This window comes from Micromonospora sp. NBC_00330 (assembly GCF_036136635.1).
GTDB lineage: Bacteria > Actinomycetota > Actinomycetes > Mycobacteriales > Micromonosporaceae > Micromonospora > Micromonospora salmantinae.
On sequence record NZ_CP108012.1, the window covers coordinates 1,047,198 to 1,071,254 of the forward strand.

The 24,057-nt window shown below is 67.3% G+C and carries 19 protein-coding genes and 2 pseudogenes; 10 read left to right on the forward strand and 11 right to left on the reverse strand.

The genetic code is table 11. The features are described from left to right. The first annotated feature begins 223 nt into the window (after positions 1-223). The 5 genes and pseudogenes from OG598_RS04695 (at position 224) to OG598_RS04715 (ending at position 7,107) form a co-directional block, all read left to right on the forward strand. Positions 224-1,027, forward strand: a complete 804-nt coding sequence (locus OG598_RS04695; protein WP_328653186.1) for a CPBP family intramembrane glutamic endopeptidase — start codon at positions 224-226, stop codon at positions 1,025-1,027. Positions 1,028-1,278: 251 nt separating this feature from the next. Then, positions 1,279-2,448 (forward strand): hypothetical protein, encoded by a 1,170-nt coding sequence (locus OG598_RS04700; RefSeq protein WP_328653187.1) that lies wholly within the window; start codon positions 1,279-1,281, stop codon positions 2,446-2,448. Between the two features lie 429 nt (positions 2,449-2,877). Beyond that, positions 2,878-4,218 (forward strand): OmpA family protein, encoded by a 1,341-nt coding sequence (locus OG598_RS04705; protein WP_328653188.1) that lies wholly within the window; start codon positions 2,878-2,880, stop codon positions 4,216-4,218. Positions 4,219-4,242: 24 nt separating this feature from the next. Continuing rightward, positions 4,243-4,575 (forward strand): annotated as a pseudogene (locus tag OG598_RS33525) (transposase); the annotation flags it as partial. 459 nt (positions 4,576-5,034) lie between these two features. Next, entirely contained in the window at positions 5,035-7,107 is a 2,073-nt protein-coding gene (locus OG598_RS04715; RefSeq protein WP_328653189.1) for an MMPL family transporter, read from the forward strand. A gap of 162 nt (positions 7,108-7,269) precedes the next feature. Here OG598_RS04715 and OG598_RS04720 read toward each other — a convergent pair whose 3' ends face one another. Further along, positions 7,270-8,721, reverse strand: a complete 1,452-nt coding sequence (locus OG598_RS04720) for a HAMP domain-containing sensor histidine kinase (RefSeq protein WP_328653190.1) — start codon at positions 8,719-8,721, stop codon at positions 7,270-7,272. After that, positions 8,718-9,449, reverse strand: coding sequence for a response regulator transcription factor (locus OG598_RS04725; protein WP_442931456.1), 732 nt, complete (start codon positions 9,447-9,449; stop codon positions 8,718-8,720). The genes OG598_RS04720 and OG598_RS04725 overlap by 4 nt, the downstream gene beginning before the upstream one ends. A gap of 379 nt (positions 9,450-9,828) precedes the next feature. Here OG598_RS04725 and OG598_RS04730 point away from each other — a divergent pair, with 379 nt between their 5' ends. Continuing rightward, positions 9,829-10,803 carry a right-handed parallel beta-helix repeat-containing protein gene (locus tag OG598_RS04730; protein ID WP_328653192.1) on the forward strand — a complete coding sequence of 325 codons (975 nt, stop codon included), beginning with the start codon at positions 9,829-9,831 and terminating at the stop codon, positions 10,801-10,803. Between the two features lie 233 nt (positions 10,804-11,036). Then, complete coding sequence (locus OG598_RS04735; protein WP_328653193.1) at positions 11,037-11,483, forward strand: GNAT family N-acetyltransferase; 447 nt, start codon at positions 11,037-11,039, stop codon at positions 11,481-11,483. A gap of 462 nt (positions 11,484-11,945) precedes the next feature. Here OG598_RS04735 and OG598_RS04740 read toward each other — a convergent pair whose 3' ends face one another. The 4 genes from OG598_RS04740 to OG598_RS04755 form a co-directional block, all read right to left on the reverse strand. Beyond that, positions 11,946-13,151 carry a WD40 repeat domain-containing protein gene (locus tag OG598_RS04740; protein WP_328653194.1) on the reverse strand — a complete coding sequence of 402 codons (1,206 nt, stop codon included), beginning with the start codon at positions 13,149-13,151 and terminating at the stop codon, positions 11,946-11,948. Beyond that, entirely contained in the window at positions 13,148-13,672 is a 525-nt protein-coding gene (locus OG598_RS04745; RefSeq protein WP_328653195.1) for a SigE family RNA polymerase sigma factor, read from the reverse strand. The genes OG598_RS04740 and OG598_RS04745 overlap by 4 nt, the downstream gene beginning before the upstream one ends. A gap of 213 nt (positions 13,673-13,885) precedes the next feature. Beyond that, the gene (locus OG598_RS04750; RefSeq protein WP_328653196.1) at positions 13,886-14,332 is read right to left on the reverse strand and encodes a class I SAM-dependent methyltransferase; all 447 of its coding nucleotides are present in this window, start codon (positions 14,330-14,332) and stop codon (positions 13,886-13,888) included. 81 nt (positions 14,333-14,413) lie between these two features. Further along, positions 14,414-14,599: a multicopper oxidase domain-containing protein gene (locus tag OG598_RS04755; RefSeq protein ID WP_328655275.1), complete on the reverse strand. Its 186-nt coding sequence runs from the start codon at positions 14,597-14,599 to the stop codon at positions 14,414-14,416. 18 nt (positions 14,600-14,617) lie between these two features. Between OG598_RS04755 and OG598_RS04760 the strand changes: the two genes are divergently transcribed. From OG598_RS04760 to OG598_RS04770, 3 genes are all read left to right on the forward strand, one after another. Beyond that, positions 14,618-15,838 carry an MFS transporter gene (locus OG598_RS04760; protein WP_328653197.1) on the forward strand — a complete coding sequence of 407 codons (1,221 nt, stop codon included), beginning with the start codon at positions 14,618-14,620 and terminating at the stop codon, positions 15,836-15,838. A 65-nt stretch (positions 15,839-15,903) separates the two neighbouring features. Then, complete coding sequence (locus tag OG598_RS04765; protein ID WP_167457586.1) at positions 15,904-16,077, forward strand: hypothetical protein; 174 nt, start codon at positions 15,904-15,906, stop codon at positions 16,075-16,077. A 158-nt stretch (positions 16,078-16,235) separates the two neighbouring features. Beyond that, positions 16,236-16,946, forward strand: a complete 711-nt coding sequence (locus tag OG598_RS04770; protein ID WP_328653198.1) for an SDR family oxidoreductase — start codon at positions 16,236-16,238, stop codon at positions 16,944-16,946. A 270-nt stretch (positions 16,947-17,216) separates the two neighbouring features. Here OG598_RS04770 and OG598_RS04775 read toward each other — a convergent pair whose 3' ends face one another. From OG598_RS04775 to OG598_RS04795, 5 genes and pseudogenes are all read right to left on the reverse strand, one after another. After that, entirely contained in the window at positions 17,217-17,738 is a 522-nt protein-coding gene (locus tag OG598_RS04775; protein ID WP_328653199.1) for a GNAT family N-acetyltransferase, read from the reverse strand. Between the two features lie 193 nt (positions 17,739-17,931). After that, a pseudogene (locus OG598_RS04780) lies at positions 17,932-18,654 on the reverse strand (hypothetical protein); the annotation flags it as partial. A gap of 99 nt (positions 18,655-18,753) precedes the next feature. Next, the gene (locus tag OG598_RS04785) at positions 18,754-19,200 is read right to left on the reverse strand and encodes a PH domain-containing protein (RefSeq protein ID WP_328653200.1); all 447 of its coding nucleotides are present in this window, start codon (positions 19,198-19,200) and stop codon (positions 18,754-18,756) included. Between the two features lie 500 nt (positions 19,201-19,700). Next, positions 19,701-20,189, reverse strand: coding sequence for a hypothetical protein (locus OG598_RS04790; RefSeq protein ID WP_328653201.1), 489 nt, complete (start codon positions 20,187-20,189; stop codon positions 19,701-19,703). A 615-nt stretch (positions 20,190-20,804) separates the two neighbouring features. After that, positions 20,805-23,663 carry a glycosyl hydrolase family 95 catalytic domain-containing protein gene (locus OG598_RS04795; protein WP_328653202.1) on the reverse strand — a complete coding sequence of 953 codons (2,859 nt, stop codon included), beginning with the start codon at positions 23,661-23,663 and terminating at the stop codon, positions 20,805-20,807. Positions 23,664-24,057: the final 394 nt, after the last annotated feature.

The following is a 24,057-nucleotide window of genomic DNA, read 5'->3' on the forward strand; positions in this document are numbered from 1 at the left end:
CGGCCCGCTTCCTATGCTGTTGCTCACCTTCGCGTTCTGGTCCCGGTCGGGTCGGTAGTCTTCGCCTTTCGAAGGGGAGTAGCTCCCAACGCGATGGTCGACACACTGATCCGCTGAGCGGGTCCGGCCATCCGACCTCCGCATACCCGGGGGTGAGCGAGACCTTCGACTCTGGCAGTTGGTGCCGGGTCGAGGTCGTCGCGTGTGCCTCTACCCGGTGTACATGTCCCGGGAGGACGTTGTGGAAGGTTTTCTTGCGGCCCTGGTGGTCAGTTTCGGCGTGATGCTGACCGACCTGCTCACCTACCTCCTGCGGATAACGCCCGGCCTGACGCTCGTCACCGGCTGCTTGCTTCTGGTACGCCGTCAACGCGACCCACTGCTGTCGATTGTCGTGCTTATCCTCGGATTCATTCTGATCCGCGACGCCATGACGCCCCTCGGGCTGTGGCGCCTCGGCACCGTCGGAGGTGTGGTCCCGTGGCTGCGTTTCACCACCGACACCACCCTGCTGGCCGCCCTCGGCGTCGCCACCCTCGTACTCACCGCGTGGGTGCTCGCCAGCGACCAACGTCTACGCGCCCTCATTCCCCGACAACGACCTGACCTCGCCGCGATCGGCCTCGGCATCGCCGGGGCCGCCGCGGCGGCGGGTCCCGTTATCGCCATTGCCAGCCATTGGCCACCGGCGGCCCGTGGTGGCGCCGTCGCGCTGTCCGCAGTGCCGGTGATCCTGTTCTTCTGCCTCGCGGGCAACCTCTTCGAAGAGGTGCTCTTCCGTGGGCTACTGCAAACGCGCCTGGCCCAGGCAATGAGCCCCGTCCGTGCCGCACTGCTGTCTGGGCTGCTGTTCGCGGCCTGCCACATTTTCCTCGCTTCCACCGTCACCGACCTTGGTTGGCCACTGCTGGTGTTCACCGCGTGGGAAGGCCTCATCTGCGCCTTCCTGCGCCTACGCCACGGCCTTACTCCGGCCGTGCTGACCCACGGTCTTGCGATCGCAGCCTTGGCAACCGCCCTACCCTGATGGCTGGCGTCCTCCGATCGTTGACCGCCGCGGCTCAGTGGTGCCAATCCGCTGAGCAGGCAGATCATCGATGTACGGCAACCGTATCGGCGATCATCAGTGGGGCGCCGGCTCACCGACTCGTGCGACGAGTCCCCGCCCGGTACGCCGGCAAAGTGTACTAGTTCAATTTTCCCCAACCCTAGTTCACTTTCTGGGCTTCACAAGGAGCAATAGGCGGGAGTTTCGGATAGCTGAAATACGATGTACGCATGAGCCGAAACGCGCCGTACGCAACCGTGCGGCAGGTGGATGAAGTAGCAGGGCATGGGGTGCTGGACGTCCGCATCGAAGCGTTCTTGAGCGATCCAAATGGCGGGGATGGGCGGCACCGGAAGGGGGGTCGTATGAACCAGTTGTCCGGCTCGCTCGCCGAGGTGCGGTCATGGCATCGACCATTGATGATCATGGTGGCGGCAATGTCCGCACTGGTCGTCGTCGCGAGCTTCGGTCTCGTTGTCGACGGTCGCGAGCTCATGCAGGCATCGGTCTGGGCGAAGCCGTTGAAGTTCGGCATGTCGTTCGTCATCTATGGCGCGACGCTCGCCTGGCTATTGCCGAAGCTCGCCAGGGCAAGGCGCACGATGTGGACCCTCGGCACGGTCTTCGCCGTCACCGGGATAATCGACGTCGGTTTCATCGCGGTGCAGGCCGCCCGCGGCACCTACAGCCATTTCAATGTCAACACCGACACGTTCAACCAGATCGGGCAGGCGGTCTTCTCCTCGGGCGTGGTCGGTTTGTTCGGGGCGAGTCTGCTCATCGCTGTCATGCTGCTGTTCCAGCGGGTCGGTGAACCAGCACTCACCTGGTCCCTGCGCATCGGGGTCGGGATTTCCGTCATCGGCATGGCGCTTGCGTCCTTCATCCGCGGGCAGGCCGGGCCTGACCCACGGACGGCCGAGGACGCCTACGGGAACCCGGTCAGGCTGGTGGGGCAGCACGGGGTCGGGGCACCGGACGGCGACGGCATGGCGATCACAAACTGGAGCACCGTCGGCGGTGACCTGCGCGTTCCGCACTTCATCGGCTTGCACTCCATTCAGGTGTTCGTGCTCGCGGTGGTGCTCCTCAGCGCTCTCGCGGCCCGAATCAGCTGGCTGCGCAGCGAGCGCGTACGCACCCAGCTGATCGGGGTCGTCATTCTGGGCTACACCGGGCTGTTCATCATCACGACCTGGCAGGCATTGCGCGGCCAGTCGCTGGTCCACCCCGATGCGGCTACCTGGACCGCGCTCGCCGTAACGGCGGTCGTGACCGTGTTGCTGGCGACTCTGGCCATCTTGGCCGCCCGCCGCAATGAGGTGGTCCCCGCCGACGATTGGCACGAATCCGAGGTGCCGGTCGGGCCTTCGAGTCGAGACCATTCTGTGGCTCTATGAGGTTGAGGTTGGCGACCCGCGCCGTGCGGATGTCGATCGGGTCTGGAGTGGCGCCAGCCGCTTCGCGCCTGTTCGGAGTCAATGACGCGGCTGGCGGTTGCTGACCGCCCGGTCCACGAAGTGCTGCCGGCGCTCCAGTGGCACGGGGATTACGAGGAAGAGGAAAGGAGCAGAATGCTGCGTCATCCCTGGCCCGTTCGCGGCCGACTTCATCAACCGCAGCCGAGGTCCATAACCGAGCTCGGTCGTTTCGGACAGCGCGCAATCAATTCCACGCCTGGCCGGACTCTGTCCCTCAGTGTCGTAGTCACGCTCGCGGTGGCTGGGTGCGGGGCTTCGCCGAAGAAGGAAGGCGCGTCCTCGCCGCCCGCCACCGCCACTGCATCGGGTCAGGGCACCCGGACGGCGTTGGCCGAAACCCGCAGTACCATGACCGAGAACCTGAAGGTTGAGGTCGTCGGCCTCAACCGGGTCAAGGGCAAGCACCTCGTCGCCCAGATCCGGCTGTCCAACACCGGCACCGAGAAGCACCTGTCCTGGGCCGGCGAGATGGCTGACCGTACCCGCCCGCTCGGCGAGATCAAATGGGCCTCCGGTATCGGCGTCCTCGACGCGCAGGCCCGGACCTGGCTCCTGCCGTACAAGCCTGCCGGCTCTCCCTGCCTGTGCAGCGACCGGGAACGGGACGGTCTCGGCCAGTTCATCAACCCCGGCCAGTCGATCAACGTGTACGCGGTGCTGCCCGCGCCGTCGGGTAACCCCGCCACCGCCATCGTGGTCACCCCGTTGGCTCCGCCAATGCTCAACGTGCCCATCAGCGACGAGGCTCCGGCTGGTGACTTCCCCGATCCCGATGCCGAGCCGGTCACCCTGGTCAACCGCCGCCTCATCCTTCCCGCCGAAGCCCTGGACAAGTCGGAGGAGACCGCTGACGACGGCAAGGACCTGCAGGTGAACCTCTCCTCCGACGTGCTATTCGCGGTGGGCAAGGCCGACCTGACCGCCAGCGCCAATTCGATCATGGCTCGTACGGCCAGGCTCATCGACGCCTCAGCCAGCACGACGGTGACGGTGGCAGGCCACGCGGACTCCTCCGGCAACGACGCCATCAACGAACCGCTGTCGCTGCGCCGCGCCCAAGCGGTAGAGCGGGCCCTATCGGCGCTGCTGACCAGGAGCGAGATCAGCTTCCAGACCCAGGGGTACGGCTCTCGTCGTCCGCTGTACAGCAACGACAGCGACGAGGGCAAACGCCGCAACCGCCGGGTCACGGTGACCTTCGCCAAACCTGCGCCCGCTACCCGGGAACCGGTGGCCACGACCCCTCCCAGCGTGACCGGCCTGACCGGTACCTCCAAGGCCGAGGGACAGCCCATCGCCATGGAGATTGCGGGCCTGCGTCGACTGCCCGGCGGCCTCGGCCTGCTCACCTACGAGATCACCAATCAGGGATCGGCCGAGGCTCGGTTCGCTGAGCTGCACCACGCTCAGGACTGGGAGGCGTACAAGTATCAGGCCGCGAGCAACGTCCGCGTGACCGACGTCGCCGCCGGCCGCCAGTACCTGCCCGGCCGTCTGGAGGTCCCCACCGACGACGGCGTTGACTCTTACTGCGCCTGCACAGACGTCTCCGGCATCCGTATCAACACCGAGAAGTTCGCACCAAGCCAGACGCGCGAGTTCTTCAACCTAATCGCGCTGCCCGAGACCCCCGGTACCCTCAAGGTCAAGATTGGCCCGTTCCGCGAGCTCGACGTTCCCGTCCAGTAACGACGTCCAGCGGCTAGTAGTGCTTTGTCGCGGCTGTTGGAGTTCACCGAGGACGTGTTCGCGTCGCTGACACGGGCTGGTTGGCGTGAACGGGGTGAGTGTTACCTGCGTGGGTTGATGCTGGATGGGAATCGTAAGTCGATCCAGCCGATGGCCGCCCGCCTGAGGGTGCACGAGCAGGCGCTCAATCATTTCGTCACGGTCAGCCCGTGGGAACCGACACCAGTACGGCGCCGGTTGGCGCGGCGGATGGACGAGGCGATCACCCGGTAGCGTGGCTTTTCGACGATACCCGGGGCGTTGAAGTCGGGTAACGCCTCACCATGCGTGGCCCGCGAATACACCGGCACCGCGGGGCTGTCAGGTTTTCTGTGGGTGAGGGTGTGGCCGGTCGCTTGTCTGGTCGTGGTTTCGGTCAGAGGGTAGGCGGCTCCGTTCGCTCATCCCGATCGGGCACGAGAACCAGCGCGGAGGTCCGCGACGCCGCGGCCGCGTGGACCGGACGGGTCAACACCGTCACCGCCCGCACGGACCGGGTGGACGTCGACGCGTAGCTGATCCGGCCCGACGGCTGCGTCGCCTGAGCCTTGCCCACCGCGCAGGATCTGGACACCGCGGCGCTGGTGCATGCGCTCGGCACCTGGTTCGGCCACCCGGCCTGAGCGGCGCATTAACGGTCGTCTCAGATTCGCTCGGTACGAAGTCGGCATCAGATGAGCGAAATAACCCGTATGGAGGAAGCTAGTGATGGCAGTCAAGGCAGCGCCACCCGGGGGAGCGCCGGCCGGTCGCTGGGCAGGCCGGTGGGTGCCATGGATGGTGATCGGGTTGTGGGTGGCGCTGGCGGCGGTAATGGTGCCGCTGAGCGGGAAGTTGAGCTCGGTAACCACCGACAGAGCCGTGGATACCCTGCCGGCCAGCGCCGAGTCCACCAAGGTGGCGGTGCTGGAGGACAGCCTCCCCGGCGGTGAGGACAACACGTTCGTCTTCGTGTACCACCGCGCCGGCGGCATGACCGACGCCGACCGCGCGACGGCCGAGCGCCACTACGACACCCTTGTCAAGCGGTACCCGCCGAAGGCGACGGCGGCGGGCGGCGAGGACGACGAAGGCCCACCGACGAGACCCTCCACCGACGGCAAGGCGATGATGTTCACCCTTGACGTGAGCACGACCTACGGCGCACCGGAGACCATCGTCGGCCCATTGCGTGAGGCTGCGAAGGACCGCCCCGCCGGTCTGGAACTCGACGTGACCGGACCCGCCGCGGTCGACGGCGACATGGACGCCGTCTTCGACGGCATCGACCTGCAGGTCTTCCTCACCACCGTCGTCGTCGTCACGCTCCTGCTGATCCTCACCTACCGCAGCCCGGTGTTGTGGTTCATCCCGCTCATGGCTGTGGGCGCGGCCGCACTGACTGCGATGGCGACCGTTTACCTGCTCGTCAAGGGCTTCGGCATCGTGGTCAACGACCAGAACTCGGCGCTGCTGACGATCCTGGTGTTCGGCGTCGGCACGGACTACGCGCTGTTGCTCATCGCCCGTTACCGGGAGGCACTGCACCACCACGAGAACGTCCGGGTCGCGATGGTCCACGCGCTACGCGGAGCGGCGCCGGCCATCGTCGCGTCCGCGGCCACCGTGATCGCTGGCCTGCTCTGCCTGCTCGTCGCCGACCTGAACAGCACCAGCGGGTTGGGCCCGATCGGGGCGGCCGGCATTCTGTGCGCCCTGGTGGCCATGCTGACGCTGTTCCCGGCGGTGCTCGTGGTGCTCGGCAGGCGGATCTTCTGGCCGGCCATCCCGCGGTTCAACACGGCCGTCCAGGACAAGCCGGGGCTGTGGGGACGGCTCGGCGCCGCCATCAGTCGCCGCCGGTGGGTGGCGACGCTCGGCTCGCTCGGAGTCCTCGGCGTGCTCGCCCTCGGGCTGGCGGGCAATACCGGCGCCCTGCGGGAGCAGGACCAGTTCCTGTCCGCGCCGGAGTCGGTCACCGGCTTCACCGTCCTCCGCCAGCACTTCCCGGAGCTCGGCGGCCAGCCGATGACGGTCTTCACGCGGCCGGCGCACCAGGAGCGGGTGCTCGACATCGTCCAGGGCATTCGCGGTGTGGCCCTGGCCGTCCCGGGGCAGACCAGCGGAGGCTGGACCGACATCTCCGTGTTCCCGACCGACGCGCCGGACACCGCCGCGGAGTATGACACGATCAATCGGGTGCGTACCGCCGTGCACGCGGTGAACGGGGCGGAGGCGATCGTCGGCGGGCCGAGCGCGGAGAACCTCGACACCGAGGTCACCACCACCCGCGACGAGAAGCTGGTGATCCCGCTGGTGCTCACCGTCGTACTGATCGTCCTCGGGCTACTGCTCCGAGCGATCGTGGCCCCGCTGGTCCTGATGGCGACCGTGATCGTCTCATTCGCCGCGGCCTTCGGCGGCAGCGTGTTCGTCTTCGACACGATCCTCGGGTTCAAGGGCGTCGACTATTCGGTGCCGCTGCTGGCGTTCCTGTTCCTGGTGGCGCTCGGCATCGACTACAACATCTTCCTGGCCAGCCGTGCCCGGGAGGAGACCGTGCGTCTCGGCACCAGAGAGGGCATGCTCAAAGCCCTCTCCGCCACCGGTGGCGTCATCACCTCGGCAGGCCTGGTCCTGGCGGCCACGTTCGCGGTCCTCGCCTCACTTCCGCTGGTGATGCTGATCGAGGTCGGGTTCCTGGTCGCCTTCGGCGTGCTGCTCGACGCCTTGCTGGTGCGGTCGGTCCTGGTGCCCGCCCTCACCCTGCTGATCGGCCGGCGGATGTGGTGGCCGAGCCGGTTGTCCCGACCGGTGGAGTTGCCGGACGATCAACGGCCGCTCGTGGAGGGGCTCGCGCCGCAACGGTGAGCGCGGCGGCACAGTCGAGATCCGGGACGGCCTCTTGCCCGTCCCGGATCTTTGTCATGGCCCGGCGGCGTCACCACGTCCGCCGCCCTTGTCCTGCGCCGCCCGCTGCGGCGGGTCCTGGCCCCGCGCGCCGTGGCGCTCCCGGTGCCGTGCCGCAGCGGGTCAGCGCGCCACCGTATCCACCCCCGCGATGAGCCGCGTGATCCGAGCGGGCGGGGCGGCGGCCGGAAGGATGATCCGCAGCAGCGCGCCACCGCGTGCGGAGCGGGCGACGGTGACCCGGCCGGCATGGGCGTCGACGACCCGCTGCACGATCGACAGGCCCAGACCTGATCCCGGCAGCGCCCGGGCGCTGTCGGCACGGTAGAACCGGTCGAACACCCGCGGTACGTCGACGGCGTCGATGCCCGGCCCGGCGTCGTCGACCTCGAGCACCGCCGACGCGCCCTCGGCACGCAGCCGGACCTGGATCGGCTGGTGCGCGGGGGACCACTTGCCGGCGTTGTCGATGAGGTTGAGCACCGCCCGCTGGAGCGCAGCGGGACGTCCGCTCACCCACACGGAGGTCACGTCGAGCGCGACCTCGATGTCAGGCACGCGGGAACGCGCCCGGGTCGCGGCGGCCACCACCACGTCGGCGAGGTCGAGCAGCTCGGTGCTCTCGTCGCTGACGTCACCACGCGCCACCTCGGTCAGCTCGGCGGCGAGGGTGCTCAACTCGGCCACCTGGGCGCCGAGATCGTTGAGCAACCGGGTCCGGCTCTCCGCCGACAGCGCGCTGTCCAGGGTGCCGCGCCGATCGAGCCGGATCAGCAGCTCGACGTTGAGGCGCAGGCTGGTGAGCGGGGTCTTGAGCTCGTGGGCGGCGTCTTCGGCGAGCAGCCGCTGGGCCCGCCGGGAGTCCCGGAGCGCGGCGAGCATCTCGTTGATCGACTGGATCAGCCTCCGGATCTCCCCACCGCCCTCATCCGGGATGTCGGCGTCGAGAACCCGAGTGTGCGCGACACGTACCGCTGCGGCAGTCAGCCGGTCGATCGGTGCCAGCCCGGCCCGCGCCACGGTCCGCCCGACAAGGGCGCCGCCAACCACGCAGAGCAGCCCGATAAGCAACATCCCGAACCCGAACCGGTTGATCGGGCTGTCGTCGGCGACGCGGGCCACCTGGACCGCGCCGTCGCCCGCCCGCAGCGTGTAAATGCGGTAGCCGTCCTCGTCGCTGTCGTTCGACTCCATCAGGTCGGCCGACGCGCCCTGCGCCACGCGGCCGGCGCTCCCGCTGACCGGAGGCAGCGCAGGTTGGCCGACCGGCGTCCGGGTCGAGCCGTCGGGCAGGATGACCCGTACCAGCCGACCGGACCCGGGATACGGCGGTAGCTGGACCTGCGCCACACCGGCGTGCTCCGCCTCCGTCGCCAGGACGCGGGAGTCGGCGCGCAGCTGATCCTCGGCGGTGTCCTGCAGCTCCCAGTCCAGCAGCTCGCTGGCCACCTGGAAGGCCACGAACACGCTGACCGCGATGGCCGTCGCCGCGATCACCGTCAGCCTGGTCCGCAGGGATCGCCGGCGCCACCATCGGGTCAGCCGGCGCGGTTCCCGGCCGGCGGGCCTGCTCACGGAGGAGTCTCCCGCAGCGTGTATCCCAGGCCGCGCAGCGTGTAGATCAATCGCGGCTCACCCTCGGCCTCCATCTTGCGGCGCAGGTAGCTCACGTACACCTGAAGGTTGTTGGCGGTGGCGCTCATGTCGAAACCCCAGATCGCCTCGAACAGCGCGTCGCGGGTCAAGACCCGGGTCGCGTTGCGCACGAGAACCTCCAGCAGGGAGAACTCGGTCCGGGTCAAGCGCAGCGGACGCCCGCCACGCCACGCCTCGAACCTGTCGTGATCGACCCGGACGTCGGCGAACGACAGGACCTGCGACTCCCCGTCGGCCGGCGTGCGCCGGCGCAGCAGGGCCCGCACCCGGGCCAGCAACTCCTCGGTGGCGAACGGCTTGGGCAGGTAGTCGTCGGCGCCCGCGTCCAGTCCTGCGACCCGGTCCGAGACCTGGTCACGAGCTGTCAGCATCAGCACCGGCAGATCTCGACCCGCCGCCCGCAACCGCCGGCAGGTCTCCAACCCGCCGAGGCGGGGCATCATCACGTCGAGGATCAGCAGATCCAGCGTGTCACCGCCGGCCCCACCGACCCCGTCGAGCACGGCGAGACCGTTGGCGACGGTGCTGGTGTCGTAACCCTCGACCTGGAGCACCCGCTCCAGCGACTCACGGATGGCCCTGTCATCATCCGCGATCAGGATCCGCACGCCGGCCCGCCCCCTTCCAGTCGATGCTTTGCCGCTCATCCTCCCCGATCAACCTGAAGCCAGGATTAGAACCGTCGCCTCTGTGGTGCCCGCGGGCCGTGCTCTCACGGATGCCTGAGCTCAGTCCCGCACAGGCCGCGTCGCCACCGATCGGTTACAAGCACCGCCGGTGCGGCCTGTTGCAGGGTTCCCTGTCCGATTGCAACTGCCTTGATCTGAGGATTCAAGGTCCGTTGCAGGTCTCGCATCTAATTTCATCGGCACGGGGGCGGCGGACCGAATGTCGCCCATGAATAGAGCGGCGGGCGCAATGAGGAAAAGTTGGCAACGGTCGGGTGGCGGTCGATGGTCTTTCCTGGCAGCAGGTGCGGTCTGCGCCGCGCTCGCGGGCGCGCTCCCGTCGCTGCCCGCGAGTGCCGTGCCAGTCAACCAGCTGACCGTGTACGTGAGCCCTTCGGGCACCGCCAGCGCCAAGGCGATGGGTAGCCGTGCTGGACTCACCAGCGACACCGCTGTTTCCTCAATCGAGGAGGCGCAGGCGGTCTTGCGCGCCCGGAAGGTGAAGAACGCGAAGGTACTCCTGGCGGACGGCCTCTACCAGCCGGCCGCGCCGATCAAGGTGGACTGGTCACCCCCGGGTGGGCAGCTCACGATCGCCGGGGTCGGCGCCGCGGCCGTGATCGACTGCAGCTTGTTCGAAGACAACAGCCCCAACACCGAGTACGGCGTGATCGTCTCCGCTGACAACGTCCGCATCTCAGGTCAGACGTACCAGAACTGCCGCAACGGTGGCATCCGGGCCAACGGAACAGCGGCCAACCCGCTCGACGCGTTGAACGTCAGCGGCAACACGTTCCGGCGTCTCGGCAGCAAGTACCAGGCCGGGCCCGGCAACGGATACGGCGGCGTACACGCGACCTACACGACCCGGCTATGGGTCGAGGGCAACCTGTTCCAGAACCTGGAGAACAGCGCAGGCACCGGCGTCGCTGAGATACACGGCGTCTACGTCGCCAACTACGGGAGCAACACCACCATCTACGGCAACAAGTTCGAGCTGATCTCGGGCGACCCGGTGCGGACGCGCAACCGGGCGAACAACACGATCGTGGACGCCAACATGTTCTGGAAGACCGGCTCGTACGCGATCTTCAGCGATTGGCGGTACACCACGGAGGGATGCAGCACCAACGGGATCTTCTCTGCGAACAAGGTCGGCACCACCACGTACAACAACGACAGATGGAACGAGGACGGCCAGGGCTCGATCAGCATCGTCCGGGTGCGCCTGTGGGGGCATGACGCCGCGACCGACGCCAACCTCTACGGCTGCTCAAGTGACCCGATCACCTTCAGTGGCACCAACTCGTACGTGTCGACCAGGCCCTGGTAGCAGCGGGGGATAAGTAAGGCCGCGTCGATCGTCGGCGCAGCCACCGTCGCCGCCCGCCGGGGTCGCGCTCAAACCGAGCGACCCCGGCGGGCGGTGTGGTGATCGGTCATCTTGATCAGCGGGTGGGCGGACTTGGGGCATCCGGGCTGGCGGACAGCAGAACACTCGAGCATCGCGCGGGTCACCGCTGCTTCATCGGGCGTCCTAACGCCGATCACAGGCAAGATAGATCGATGGCGACGATAAGACGGTTCGACAGCGCCGATGCCCCCGCCGTGGCGGGCCTCATCGAACGCTGCCTGCGCGAGGTCAACAGTCGCGACTATCCGGGGGAGGTCATCGAGCGGATGTGTGACCACTTCACCGAGCAACGCATCAAGGAACTCGCCATCCAACGAGAGATGTTCGTCGCAGAGGCAAACGGGATCGCCGGCACCGTCTCCCGCGACGGCAACAAGGTCTACACCATGTTCGTGAACCCACGGGCCGCCGGTCGCGGCATAGGACGGCTCCTCATGCGCCACATCGAGGCGCTGGCGGTGGTCGACGGCTACGACCACATGGAAACCGGAGCGAGCATCACAGGGCATGGCTTCTACCATCGGCTCGGCTACATCGACGTCCGCTCCACCGAGACAGAGTTCGGCTTCAACTACATCCTGCGCCGCAATTTGCCCTGACGGAAGCAGTAGCCACCGAAGCTAGATGCAAGTGCGCATCTCCCTGAGCAACCAGTTGCTCCATTAGGGACCTGCTGCTTTGCCGCTCTTGACACACTCGCCCATTCGTACCGCGTCTTGGACGGTCATCTCGGTGATGCTCCACCAGTCCGTGTAGCCAGGTATGGTGCCCGGCCTCGTTTTGGTCAACCGGCGCAGGCTGACCATCCGTCTGATCACCGTTGTGCGGCTGCGCTCTCTCGCGGTCCAGCAGGATCCCGCCGAAAACGATCGCCGCGACAGCGAACACCATGATCACGCGAGGGCGCAAAGAAGGCGGGCTCCAGGGGGATGGGCCAAGGGGGTACGTGTTGCAGATGGGCGGTACGGGGCGGGTCGGGTCGCCGCGGCGACCCGACCCGCCCCGTACCGGTGTCAGCTGGTCTGGCCGACTTCGTTGACGATGGCGAGGTGCATCACGGCTTAGAAGGTGATCTTCGCGGCGCTGCTCGGCAGGCCGGCCGAGAAACCGATGAAGAGGTGTTCGGCGTACTCGGCCGGTAGGTGCATCGAGTGGGTCACCCGACCGGTCAGGTCGACCACGAGCAGGCGGTCGTACTCGTCATCACCTGGTCCGAGGACTGGGGCGGGCTGGTCCGACGCCGGTATCCCGCCCTGGTCGTGGAAGACGCGGATCAGCAGGTGCCGGTCGTCCGTCCAGCCGATCAGGCCGCCGGAAAGGGGCACCTTGAAGCTGTGCTGGACCGCCCCGGTGACCGGATCGACCACCGTGACCGACGTCTGCCGCACCCCATCGGAGTACGGCGCTAGCGCCAGTTGCCCGCCGTCCGGGAAGAAGCTGACGTCGTCCAGCGGGCCGCCGCTGGCGGGAACGGTACGCACCACTCTGCCAGCCAGGTCATAGAAGCGGATCCCGGTCACCGTGGGCTCATCGACAGACTTGGAGAGCGTCAGCGCGAGCCCGTTACTGTCTGGCGTCCAGATCAGGCCGGTGACCTGGTCGTTCTGCGCGGCCAGGTCGGGCAGTGGCACGAACGTTGTCGTGAGCGTCTCCGAATCCACCAGCACGAAGCCGGGCGTACCCGTGCGCGGCATGTGGGTGAAGAGGATGCGCTGCCCGTCCGGCGACCAGCGCCCGTCGCTCGAATAGCCGGGGAAGTGGGCGTCGCTGGTGCTGCCGAAGTCGGCGATCCACCGTACGTTCCCGCTGGCCCGGTCCAGTACGCCCGCCCGGGTTGGATAGCGCAGACTGTTGTCACCCGTCGCGACCAGCACCTGGCTGCCGTCCGGGGACGGCATGGCATACCGGTACGGCACCCGGTCGTACCGGCCGGTCTTCGCGTTCAGTAGGAGCGAGTACTGAAAGTGCGGGCTCGGATCATCGATTGTCGGATCGCGGATGCCGCTGTACGCAGTCACCACGAGTGGCCTCAGTCCGTTATCGGCGAACTGGTCGCCGGCCGTACCGCTGATCGGGGCGACGACGGCGACCACGCCGATCAGCGCGGCGCAGATCGCCGCGGCGAAGCCACCGCCGACGGCCAGCCGGGTGACCCGTTGCCGGCGGGCGCTGACCAGTGCGGCCTGGGCCAGCCCGACCGGCGTGGGCGCGGTCTCGGCCAGTTCCTCGAATGCGGTCCGGAACGCTCTGGTGAGGTGCGGGTTCATCGGTCTGCCGCCTCCTTCGTGGCGAGGATGTCGAGCCTGGGACAGAGTTCGCGCAGCCGGACGAGAGCCCGTGCGGCCTGGCTGCGTACCGTGGATTGGGTGCAGCCCAGAATCTCCGCGATCTCGCTGTCCGGCCGGTCTTCGAAGTAACGCAGCACAAGCACCGCCCGGTGTTTGGGCGCGAGCTGCGCCAACGCCTGTCTGAGTGCCAGGTTGAGGTCGACGGTGGCGGTGGCGTCGACCGTCGTCGCGACCTCCGGCAACTGTTCAGCGCTCACCTCGCGCCCCCGCCGGAGGCTGCGCCACCAACTCGTCTGCTGGCGGTACAGCGCGGTGCGCAGGTACGCCTCGGGGTTTCCGGTGCGGATCCGCCCCCAGTGTCGGGCGCCCTTGGTCAGTACCGTCTGGAGTAGATCCTCGGCCTGCTGACGGTGCCCAGTCAGGGCGAGCGCGGTGCGGAACAGTGCGTGCGAGCGGGCCGCGATGAAATCGCTGAACTCCCGATCGAGGTCAGCGTCCATGGGTGTACCTATCCCTCATACCGATAACAACGCCGGGCCCGCGGTGGCTGCTGCTCTGCCGGCCAGGACATTTGCCGCCTGACCCCGCCTGGCCTCGGACGAGCACGATCTCAGGCCCGCCACGGAAGGCCGTGGCCATCGTGCGCCGCGTTGGCGTGCCGGCCGCGGCCAGGGCGGTCATGTACGTGTCGAGACGCTCGCGTTCGTCGTCGGTCAGGGCGGCGGCGATCGCTTCGCCGTACGTTGGGACCAAGGGTTGGGCGTGACGCGCTTGAGTGCTCCCCGGTCCCCGATGGGGTCGGCGGGCACGTCGATCTGGGCGCGGTAGTCCAGTTCCACCGCCTCGAAGCCGGCGGTCACCGCCCAGTCGACGATGTCACGCTCGTCGAAGTCCGTCATCGGTCGCCTGGTTTCCTCGGTGGTGCCCCGGCAGACATCGAGCACCTTGGTGATCAGGTCGTGCACGGGTGCGGAGCCCACGCCGAACAGATCATCGGGCCGAAGCCGCATCACGAAGCGGTTGATGGGCCCGAACAGGGAAATCCGTCCGCCCGGCCGCAGGACCCGGAAGAACTCCGCCAAGGCGGCGGCCTTGCGATCCGAGTAGATAAGCACCAACCGAGTGGTCACGACGTCGACAGATGCGGTTGCGGGAGCCATCCGCCCAGGCGATCAGGTCCCGGCTGACCTCGCATCCACCCGGGACCACGTCATGGTCGACAAGGGCAGCAGTTACAAGGCTCAACTCACGACGAAGTTGGCCATCATGGCCATGTCCTCGTGTTCGAGGTTGTGGCAGTGGAAGACGTATTTGCCTGGGTAGCCGTCGAAGTGGATGAGGATTCTGGCTTGTTCGCCGGGGCGTAGATCGATGGTGTCTTTCCAGCCGGCGTCGAACGGGCCTGGGCCTCCGCTGCCCCGAGCCAGGACTTGGAAGGGGCTGAGGTGGTCGCCCCCGCCGCTCTGGCCCTGGTCACCACCACCTTCCCGCTGGGTGCGGCGCGCAACCGCGCCTTCGGCGTCTACGCCGCGATGTCCGGCGCCGGCGCCGGGATCGGCCTGATCATCGGCGGCTGGCTGACCAGCATGGACAGCTTCGTCGGCATCGAGCTGGACGGTTGGCGCCTGACCTTCCTGCTGAACGTCCCGATCGCGCTGGCAATCGCCGTGCTGGCCCCGAAGCTGCTGCGTGAGTCGCCCCGCCGGCGCGGGCTCGTCGACGTTCCGGGAACCGTCACCGGTTCGCTGGGCATCGTCGGTCTGGTCTACGGGCTCACCAGGCCCGGTGAGGGGCATGGCTGGGACGACCCGGCGACGATCGCGACCCTGGCCGTCAGCGTGGCCATGCTCGTCATCTTCGTGCTGATCGAGCGGCGCGCAGCCCATCCGTTGCTGCCTCTGCGGATCTTCCGCAACCAAGTCCGGGCCGGTGGCTACCTGGCTCTGACGTTGGCCATGGCTTCGATGTTCGCCATGTTCTACTTCCTGACCCTGTTCGTTCAGCAGATCCTCGGCTACTCGCCGCTGCGGACCGGCATTGCCTTCCTGCCGTTCGCGCTCGGGATCGTGGTGACGGCGACCGTGGCGGGCAGGGCGATGACGCGGATCCAGCCGCGGACCATCGCCGGCATCGGCACCCTGCTGGCCGCCTTCTCGATGGCGTTGTTCTCACGGCTTTCGGTGGACGACAGCCCGGCCGCCGCCGCGCTGGCCGTCACCGGCGGCACCACGGTCGGCGGAAACGTCAGCTACTGGGGCCAGGTGTTCCCGTACCTGATCATCATGGCCGTGGGCATGGGAATGGTGCTGGCCGGCCTCACCCCGGCCTCGCTCCACCGGTTGGCACCGCAGGACACCGGCGTCGGCTCCGGCCTGTTCAACGCCGCCCAGCAACTCGGTGGATCAGTCGGCCTCGCCGTACTCAGCAGCGTGTCCCTGCACTTCGCCGGGCAGCGCACCGAGCAGGTGATCGGCCCGATCACCACAGCACTTCCTGGCGACCCCGAGGCCGTGGGGCGGGCACTGTTGCAGGCGACCTTCACCGAAGGAGTCACCCGCGCCTTCCTGGTGGGCTCGATCCTCCTGCTGATCGCGTCGCTGATCGTCTGGACGAACACCCGCGTCCAGCCGAATGACGCAGGCACCGACGACCAGAGCACGGGCTGACTGTGCGGCTGCCTGGCTCGCGGGCTCGACGAGCGGCATTCCGGAAGACGACGGATACTCGCCTGATGACTGGACCGGATCTCGACCCCGAGCAGTATCCGCCCATCGACCCGCGTGAACCGGTGCCCGACGACGCGGGCGTCCTTCTGCCTGGCGCGCCAGACGAACTGCCCGAAGCCCCGGCCGAACCGATGCCAGACGACGGTGGCAACGCCGGCGGCGTGCGCGAACCGGCATAGATCCGCCCGCGAACGAGCGCGACACCAGCCCGACCGCCGATGCCAGCGCTGGCGGCGCTCAAGACGTCGGGGCGCCGCCTACCGGGTCCTCGATCCGCACAGTGACGTACTTCGCAATACTTGCCTCTGACGCCAACGTGAGGTTTTAACCTAGCGGCATGCAGATCAACGGCAAGAAAGCCCTCGTAACAGGCGCCAACCGTGGTCTCGGCAAGGCCTTTGCCGAGGCTCTCCTCGCCCGCGGCGCCACCACCGTCTACGCCACCGCCCGCCGCCCCGACCGCATCAACATCCCCGGCGTCGTCCCCCTCCAGCTGGACATCACCGACCCGACATCCGTCGACGCCGCGGCAGCCGAGGTGGGCGACCTTGATGTTCTCATCAACAATGCTGGCATCTCCACAAACGCGCCCCTGCTCGGGCCCTCTACGGAAAACGTTCGCCGCGAATTCGACACCAACTTCTGGGGCACCCTGAACGTCACCCGCGCCTTTGCCCCCAGGCTTGCCGGGGGTGCCATTCTCAACGTCATCTCAGCGCTGAGCTGGTACGCCTTCGCCCCCGCCAGCAACGGCTACGCCGCCTCCAAAGCTGCGGAATGGTCCCTCACCAACGGCATCAGACTCGAGCTGTCCGACCAGAGGACCCAGGTCACCGCCCTGGCCCTGGCCATAGCCGACACCGACATGATGGCCGCCTATGACATCCCTAAGCTCCCACCCCACGAGGTGGTCACCATGGCACTGGACGGCCTGGAAGCGGGCAAGCTCGAAGTGATCGCCGACAGTCCCACCGCCAACGTCAAGGCCTCGCTCTCCCGCGATCCCGCCCTCTTCTACGCCGACATCCCCGCCGCCCTCTTCGGCTGACACCACGTGACCTCTTCGGCGGGCCCAAAGAGGCCTAGAGGTAGCTCAGGGGTTTGGGTCGCTGGTGGTCTATAGCAGCCGCAGTTGCGGCATGGTCGGGATATGGGCGTCTGCGGCCCGTCTAGCTGGATTGCGATATCACCTGTTGGGGTCTTCGCCGTTCGCACCTGGTGCGGTGATGGGCACCGGAGCGACGGCCCCGCATGGAATGCGGGCACCGAGTGGCCGGCCGAGCCATCTCGGTGGCAGCCCTGCGCATCGCGTGACCCATCACCGCTCCAAGGCGATCCAGTAGCGCCTCACTGGACCGTGCTCGGTGTCGCGGATGCCCTCAAGGACGCCGCCGTTGCGTTCGATCGTCCGGGCCGACGCGATGTTGTCGGCCACACAAGAGATGAGGACGCGATCTAGGCCCAGGACGACGCGCGCCTCCGTGAGCATCTCGCCAAGTGCCCAACTCGCCAGGCCTCGGCGGCGCGCGGACGGTCGGACGCCGTAGCCGATCTGGCCGATCTCGGTGTCGAGCTTGTGCCGCAGGGCAATTCCCCCGAGTACCTGGCCGTTCTCGACGATCCACCGGGGTGAGCCGTGCTGTTCGTCCGGGCACGGGTCGCCGGCTGGATGGGCCAGTCGGGCCCGCTCGTGTACCCAAGCGGTGAAGCCTTCGGGCGAGTCCACGTCGTCGTTGGCCCCTAGGCCGAAGCCGTCCTCGTGGAGGCCAGGGCCCCAGTCGTCGCGGCATTCCAAGAACGCGGCGTGCAGGCGGACAGTCGGCAGAATCAACTCGGGCATGCGGTCCCTGCTCCTCCGCAGAGTGCTCCACGATTCTGCAACACCAGTCGACGAGGCCACAGGATTCCTGTGGCTCGCCGCGAGAGCCGAGGAAAGCGCAGGGGCTGGAATAGCCACATCCTCCGCTTGCGCGGAGGTTCCCGAGTTGAACGGGAATAGAAGGAAGCACCTACATGGCCTCGGCTGTCGCGGCTCACTCAGGGATCAGCTCACTGAGCCGAGCCAGTGTATATGCCTCCGACCCGTCTGGCAGGTCCTCAGGCGCCTGAATGCCGATGAACGTGACCGGCTCGTCCGGCAGCCGACCGTCCCACGTCATCACCTCCGCCTTTGTGCGCCAACGGTCGACAAGGTAGGCGACGGTGAGGTAGCGCCGCTCCATCAGTGCTCGTACTCGGTCGGCAGTGGTGAACGTGTTGTCCTCCACCCGGTTGAATGACGGCGTACCCCGCAGGTACAGGTGAAGCCAGACGGCCTGCCAGCCGTCCTCGCTCCTGGCGAACACCATCGGCAGCGCGACCCGGCCCTGGCCGCGCAGGTGCGAACGCGCCCGGACCGTCCGTGCATCAAATGGGGCACCGAGCTGGCCCTGTGTGCGGGTCTGGTAGCCGAACATCGACTCGGCGACCTCGTCGAACGACTCACCCGTATAGATGTGGACCTGCGGAACGACATAGCGCCCACCGGTCGTCATGGGCATGTCGATGAACTCCGTTGCACCATTCGTCGCGTCGGTGACGTCGCCGGAATGAACCACACCGTTGTGCCGGTAGTTCGTCCACGACACTTGGCCTGCACCATGGAACTCGTCATCGAGCAGCAGCACCGACAGGTCGTAGTCGGTACGACGACTTGCCTGGCGCCAGTACATGAACAAGCGCAGCACGTCACCAGACACGCAAGCCCCGAAACCCTGGTGAGCGGGAGGACGTCTACAGCTGCGGCCGTTTGAGGCGTACTCGTCTGATCTGGCAGCGCATCTGCCGCGGGTCGGGTGCCCGCCTTTGCGTCTCGGTCAGGAACGCGGGGCGCTGGCCTTGAGGCTCCGCAGCTGTTCGGCCTTGCGTTCGGCGTCCTGGCGTGAGTACGAGCCGAGCGCTGAGAGAGGCATGGCGTCGTCACCGAGATGGAGGACGGGAGCGTAGAGCGGCAAGCCTCCCCGTACGTCGATCTGCTCGCAGTCGACCGACTGGATCGCGCTCCACGGTGTGACCTGGTCACGGCTGTCGAAGCCGCGGACACGGACACCCTCGCCGCCGATTACCACGCCGAGTCGAAGAGCACGCCAGATCCCGGCCATGCCGCTCGTGACGAGTAGGCATCCCAGCACGATGCCGAACCAGTCGCGCTCTGCCAGTACGTCATCGGAGCTGAAGTACGTGACGCCCAGCAGAGTCCATACAGCGAAGATCACGACCAGGACCGGAATCTGGATGCGTGGCCTGATGACGATGCGGTGCATGGCGGAACATGCTACGGAGGAGCCCGTCCCGCCAACGGCGCGTCGTCCAGTCCAACTGCGGCGTTGCCGTCGGAACCACAAATCCCTGTCGACGTCGGGCGCACGGATCTGCCGCTGGTCGTGGAGGCGTGTGCATCAGCGTCATCGGTAGCAGATCAACCATGAGGGCTTGCCCGGCGTGAGATTGGCCGTAGACCCGCTGAGAGGCTGCGGCCATGGCGATTGACAAACGAGGTGACGACTGAGGTCCCCGCCCCTCGGACACCCATGGACGACGACGGATCGTTTCCGGAAGAGGTCACCGATGTACGGAATCGGTTCCGTCAGCAGTAGCCGTACGGGAACAGCGCGCCGCTCTTCGCGGTAGCTCGTTGGGCGTCGAGCAGGCTGGCCGTGGGCTGCTCAGAGGCCGCTGACCCGGGTGCCGCAGCCCGCACGGACATGCGAATCGGCGGTGACCGTCCGGCTGAGGGTCACCGCCGATTGCGTGGTCGAACCGGTCAGGCGGCCGAGCAGGCGGTGTCCAGCTTCTTGATGGCGGCTTCCAGGGCCTTCTTGCTGGGCTTGGCGTTGGCGGACTTGTTGTACGCGTCGCTCAGGCCCATCATCTCGTTCTGGATCTGTTCGGAGGCGGCGGTGACTGCCTCGTTGGCGCCGATCGAGTGCGCCAGGATCGCGACCGAGCCGGCGGCCCACTGGGCACTGACCGCGAAGTGCCCGGCTGGCGGGCCTATCTTCTCGGCCTCGGTGACCTTGGCCGCGTTGTCCTTGACGTCCTTCTTGATGTCGGCGCAGGCCTTCATTGTGGCCGCGTCGTTGGCTGCGGTGCTGGTCGCGGTGGTGGCCGCGCCGCCGGTCGGGGCGGCGATCGAGGCCGTCGGGGACGGCGAGGTTGCGGTGCCCTCGGATTCGGGCTGCGGATCGCAGCCGGACATCGCGATCGCCGCCGCAACGGCCAAGCCAGTCAGGACGAGTCGAGTTCGGTTCATTGATGTTCCCCCATGATCTTGATGTTCGGCGCACGCTACCAGCCCCGGTCGAACGGGTGGGATCAGTTATTGAGCCGACGAGCACCGAGTCCTAGGTGTGGAGTTGGGTGCAGGCGCGTCGTGAGCGTGGACGACGGGTGCCGTGCAGTGCTCGCAGGTACCGGCCCGCGGGCGGCGAAGATTTGTCCGCGTCGAGAACCTCCCCGACCGGACCGGTTCCGGGCAGAGGTAGCCGAGGTGCAGTCGCACCCATGGAGTGCGGGTCAAGGCGACCGACGGCTAGTTCCGATCGCGGTCGAGGAAGGGTGTCCACCGGCGGTCCACGATGGTGTGCAGGGTCGTCGGTTCCCGAGCGAAGGTGTGGTCGAACGCTGAGATCCGTGCGACGTTCCTGCGTGGGCGCGGTTCGAATGAGGGCCGGCGTCGGCGAGCCGGTAGCCGTAGGGTGGCCGGCCGCCAGGATGTCGGCCCTGCAACTCTGCCTGAGCGCGCATGGCCGCGGTCGTGCGATGCCGGGCTCGGGACACCTCCCGCCGGGAGTGCACGCCGAGCAGGGTCAGCAACACCACCTGCCGCGGGTTGTCGAAGTTCACCGGCCCGTAGGTTTCCGAGCCCCTAGGTTCGTTGAAGTTTGAATCGCTGGTTGGCACCGGTGCCGGGTGTCCACTGTGAGATGCGGGCACCGTCGGCGGTCGAAGCCTGCCAAACGTCCATTGCCAGACCGCTTTGCCGGTTGATGAGTCTGACCACCCCGCCGCCCTGGTCGTCGACCCGCCACTGCTGGCTGGCGGCGTTGGGTGTCTCGGGTTGCTGGGTGATGTCGGCGCCAGTGCTGTTGCTGGCGACCTGCAGGAACAGGCCGCTGTGCCGCGCCCTGATTCGGAAGTGGCCCCCGTCCGCCGGCAGGAACTCGAACTGCTGGTTCTGTCCGCTGGTGCTCTGCCACTGGAGCAGCGACGCGCCAGCGGCGGTGGACGCACCGTTGATATCCGCGGCCTTGCCGCTGTGCTGGGCCACGAGACGGTAGTACGCACCAGGCTCGACCGGCCCCGAGTTGGCACCTGACGCGCGGTAGGTGTGGCCGGCCTGGCCGGTGAACTCGACGAGATCGGCGTCGATCCGCGTCGGCTGGATGGCGCTGCCGCTCGTCTCGTCCTTCAGTTCGAAGGTGCCGGCGAAGATCCGGTTGCGAACGCGGATGGGTCCGGCACGGTCGGGAGTGACGACGAGCTCGATCCGGCTGCTGCTCCAAGTGGCGCCGACTGTGTATCCGCCGCGGCCCCGGAGCCCGGTGACCTGCCCGGTTGGCCAGGCCGGTGGTAGTGCGGGCAGGAGATGTAGTTCGCCGGTGTGGCTGTGTAGCAGCATTTCGGCGATGCCGGAGGTGGCGCCGAAGTTGCCGTCGATCTGGAAGGGCGGGTGCAGGTCGAACATGTTCGGTGCGAGCCGGTCGGTGCGTACGAGGTCGCCGAGGAGCTTGTGGGCGCGGGTGGCGTCTTCCAGTCGAGCCCAATAGTTGATCTTCCAGGCGAGTGACCAGCCGGTGCCGTCGTCGCCGCGCAGTTCCAGGGTCTGTCGTGCGGCCTGGTGCAGTTGTGGTGTGCCGCGTTTGGTGATCTGGTTGCTGGGGTGCAGCCCGTACAGGTGGGAGACGTGCCGGTGAGTCCGCTCGGTCTCCACCCAGTCGGCGAGCCATTCCTGTACGTTGCCGCGGGACCCGACCCGCGTCGGGGGTAGCCGGTCCCGGGCGGTCAGTATCTGGACGCGGTAGTTGGCATCCACGTTGAGGACTTCGGCGGCTCGTGCGACGCCATTGAACAGGTCACGCAGGATCTGGTTGTCCATTGTCGGCCCCGCGCACACGCTGGCGTTCGTGTGATGACGCAGCTCGGGCGAGCTTGACGGATTGGTGACGAGGTAGCCGAGCGTCGGGTGGCTAACCAGCGTGTCGAGGAAGAACTGGGCAGCGCCTTTCATGGCCGGGTAGTTGGCGCGCAGGAACTCGATGTCTCCGGTGAACTGGTAGTGGTCCCAAATCATGGTGGCAAGCCAGGCGCCGCCGGTTTGCCACATGCCCCACAGGGCTTCGTCGACCACTGATGAGCCGCGCCACGCGTCGGTGTTGTGGTGGGTGACCCAACCCCCTGCGCCGTACTGCACCTGAGCAGTGCGGGCGCCGGTCACCGTCAGATCTCGGATCATGTCGAAGACCGGCAGGTAGCACTCGGCCAGGTTGGTGGTGTCGGCCGGCCAGTAGTTCATCGGCAGGTTCGCGTTGATGGTGTATTTCGAGTCCCAGGACGGGGCCATCTGGTCATTCCAGATTCCCTGCAAGTTCGCCGGCTGGCTGCCCGGCCGTGAGGAGGAGATCAGCAGGTAGCGACCGTACTGGAACAGCAGCGCGGAGAACTGCGGATCGTTTACGCTCGCGTGCTGCGCGATCCGCACGTCGGTGGTCTGGTCGGCCGCCGTCGTGCGTCCCAGATCGATCGACACCCGGTTGAACAGCGCCTGATAGTCGGCCACATGTCGGCCGCGCAACTGGTCGAAGCCGATGGTGCGGGCCGCGTCGAGGTGCCGCCGCGCGATGCCCTGGTAATCGCCGTTGACGGTCCGGTAGTTGACGTAACTGGAACCGATCGACACCAACAGGGTGACGCTGGTTGCGCCGGAGACCCGCAGCGTGCCGCCGGAGCTGCTGACAGTACCGCCGCTCACGGCGGCATTGGCCAGAACAAGGAACCGGACCTGCCCGTTGATGCCCTCCATGTTGCCGGAAACACCGTCGAGGCCGATCGTGGCGGCGTCCGGGCTGGACACGGTCGTCCGTTGCGGGCTGCCGAACGTGGCGGTGAACGTGATCGCGTTTGCCCGGTCAGCGGTCAACCGGATCACGATCACCTGGTCCGGTGCGCTGGCGAACATCTCACGCTGAAACCGCACCCCGTTGAGCACGTAGCTGGTGGTAGTAGTGGCCGTGGTCAGATCGAGGGTCCGTTGGTACTGCGACGCCCCGCTGGCGCTGCCAAAAGCGAGCCGCAGGTCGCCGACCGGCTGGTAGGCCAACTGCCCGACCGGACTGCCCAGCATGGTCTGGTTGATCAGATCCTGCGCCTGTGTCCATTGATCCGCGAAGACCCGCCGCCGAATCTCCGCCAGGTTGGCCGCGCCGCGGGTGTTGGCCGAGTCATACGGGCCACCGGCCCACACGGTGTCCTCGTTCAGCTGCATCCGATCGGTGTCGACATTCCCGAACACCATCGCGCCCAGCCGGCCGTTACCAATCGGCAGAGCCCGTAACCAATCCGTACCCGCCGGCTCGTCGTACCACAACGCCATGTCGTTGGCTGCCAGCACCTGTGGGGGTGCAGTCGACCCGGCTCGAGCGGCTGCGGTCCAACCCGTCGGCAGCAGCATGACACCAGCCCCAGCCGCCCCGGCTCCGAGAAGTTTCCGTCGTGTCACTTCGGACATCTTGTCTCCTTCGTGCAGCCGGGCGGCGCAGCGGCGGCCCCAGCCGCCCGGATGGTGACGATCGCAGGGCGGAAGAAGCGGAACGTTGACGAAGACGTCGCCTGAGTCCTTCGAGGGTGTCTCCGCGGTCCAACATTCATCAGACGTCACATGTTAACTACTGAAATCAGAGATGGTCAATGCGTAACCACGGGACCACACCCGATGCTGTCGTCCCGACCGTCCAGGGCTCACAAACCCAGCCCGCACCGTTCGCGCCATCGCCCCTGCGGAGTCGGTGCGCAAGAGGCGATCGACTGACGGGTACTCCCCTAAAGGTCAGACGTAGCCTCTGGGTCGGGCCGGTCCCGCAGCCAGCCCGACGCTGCCGCCGTACCCGGCACCACGCACGCCG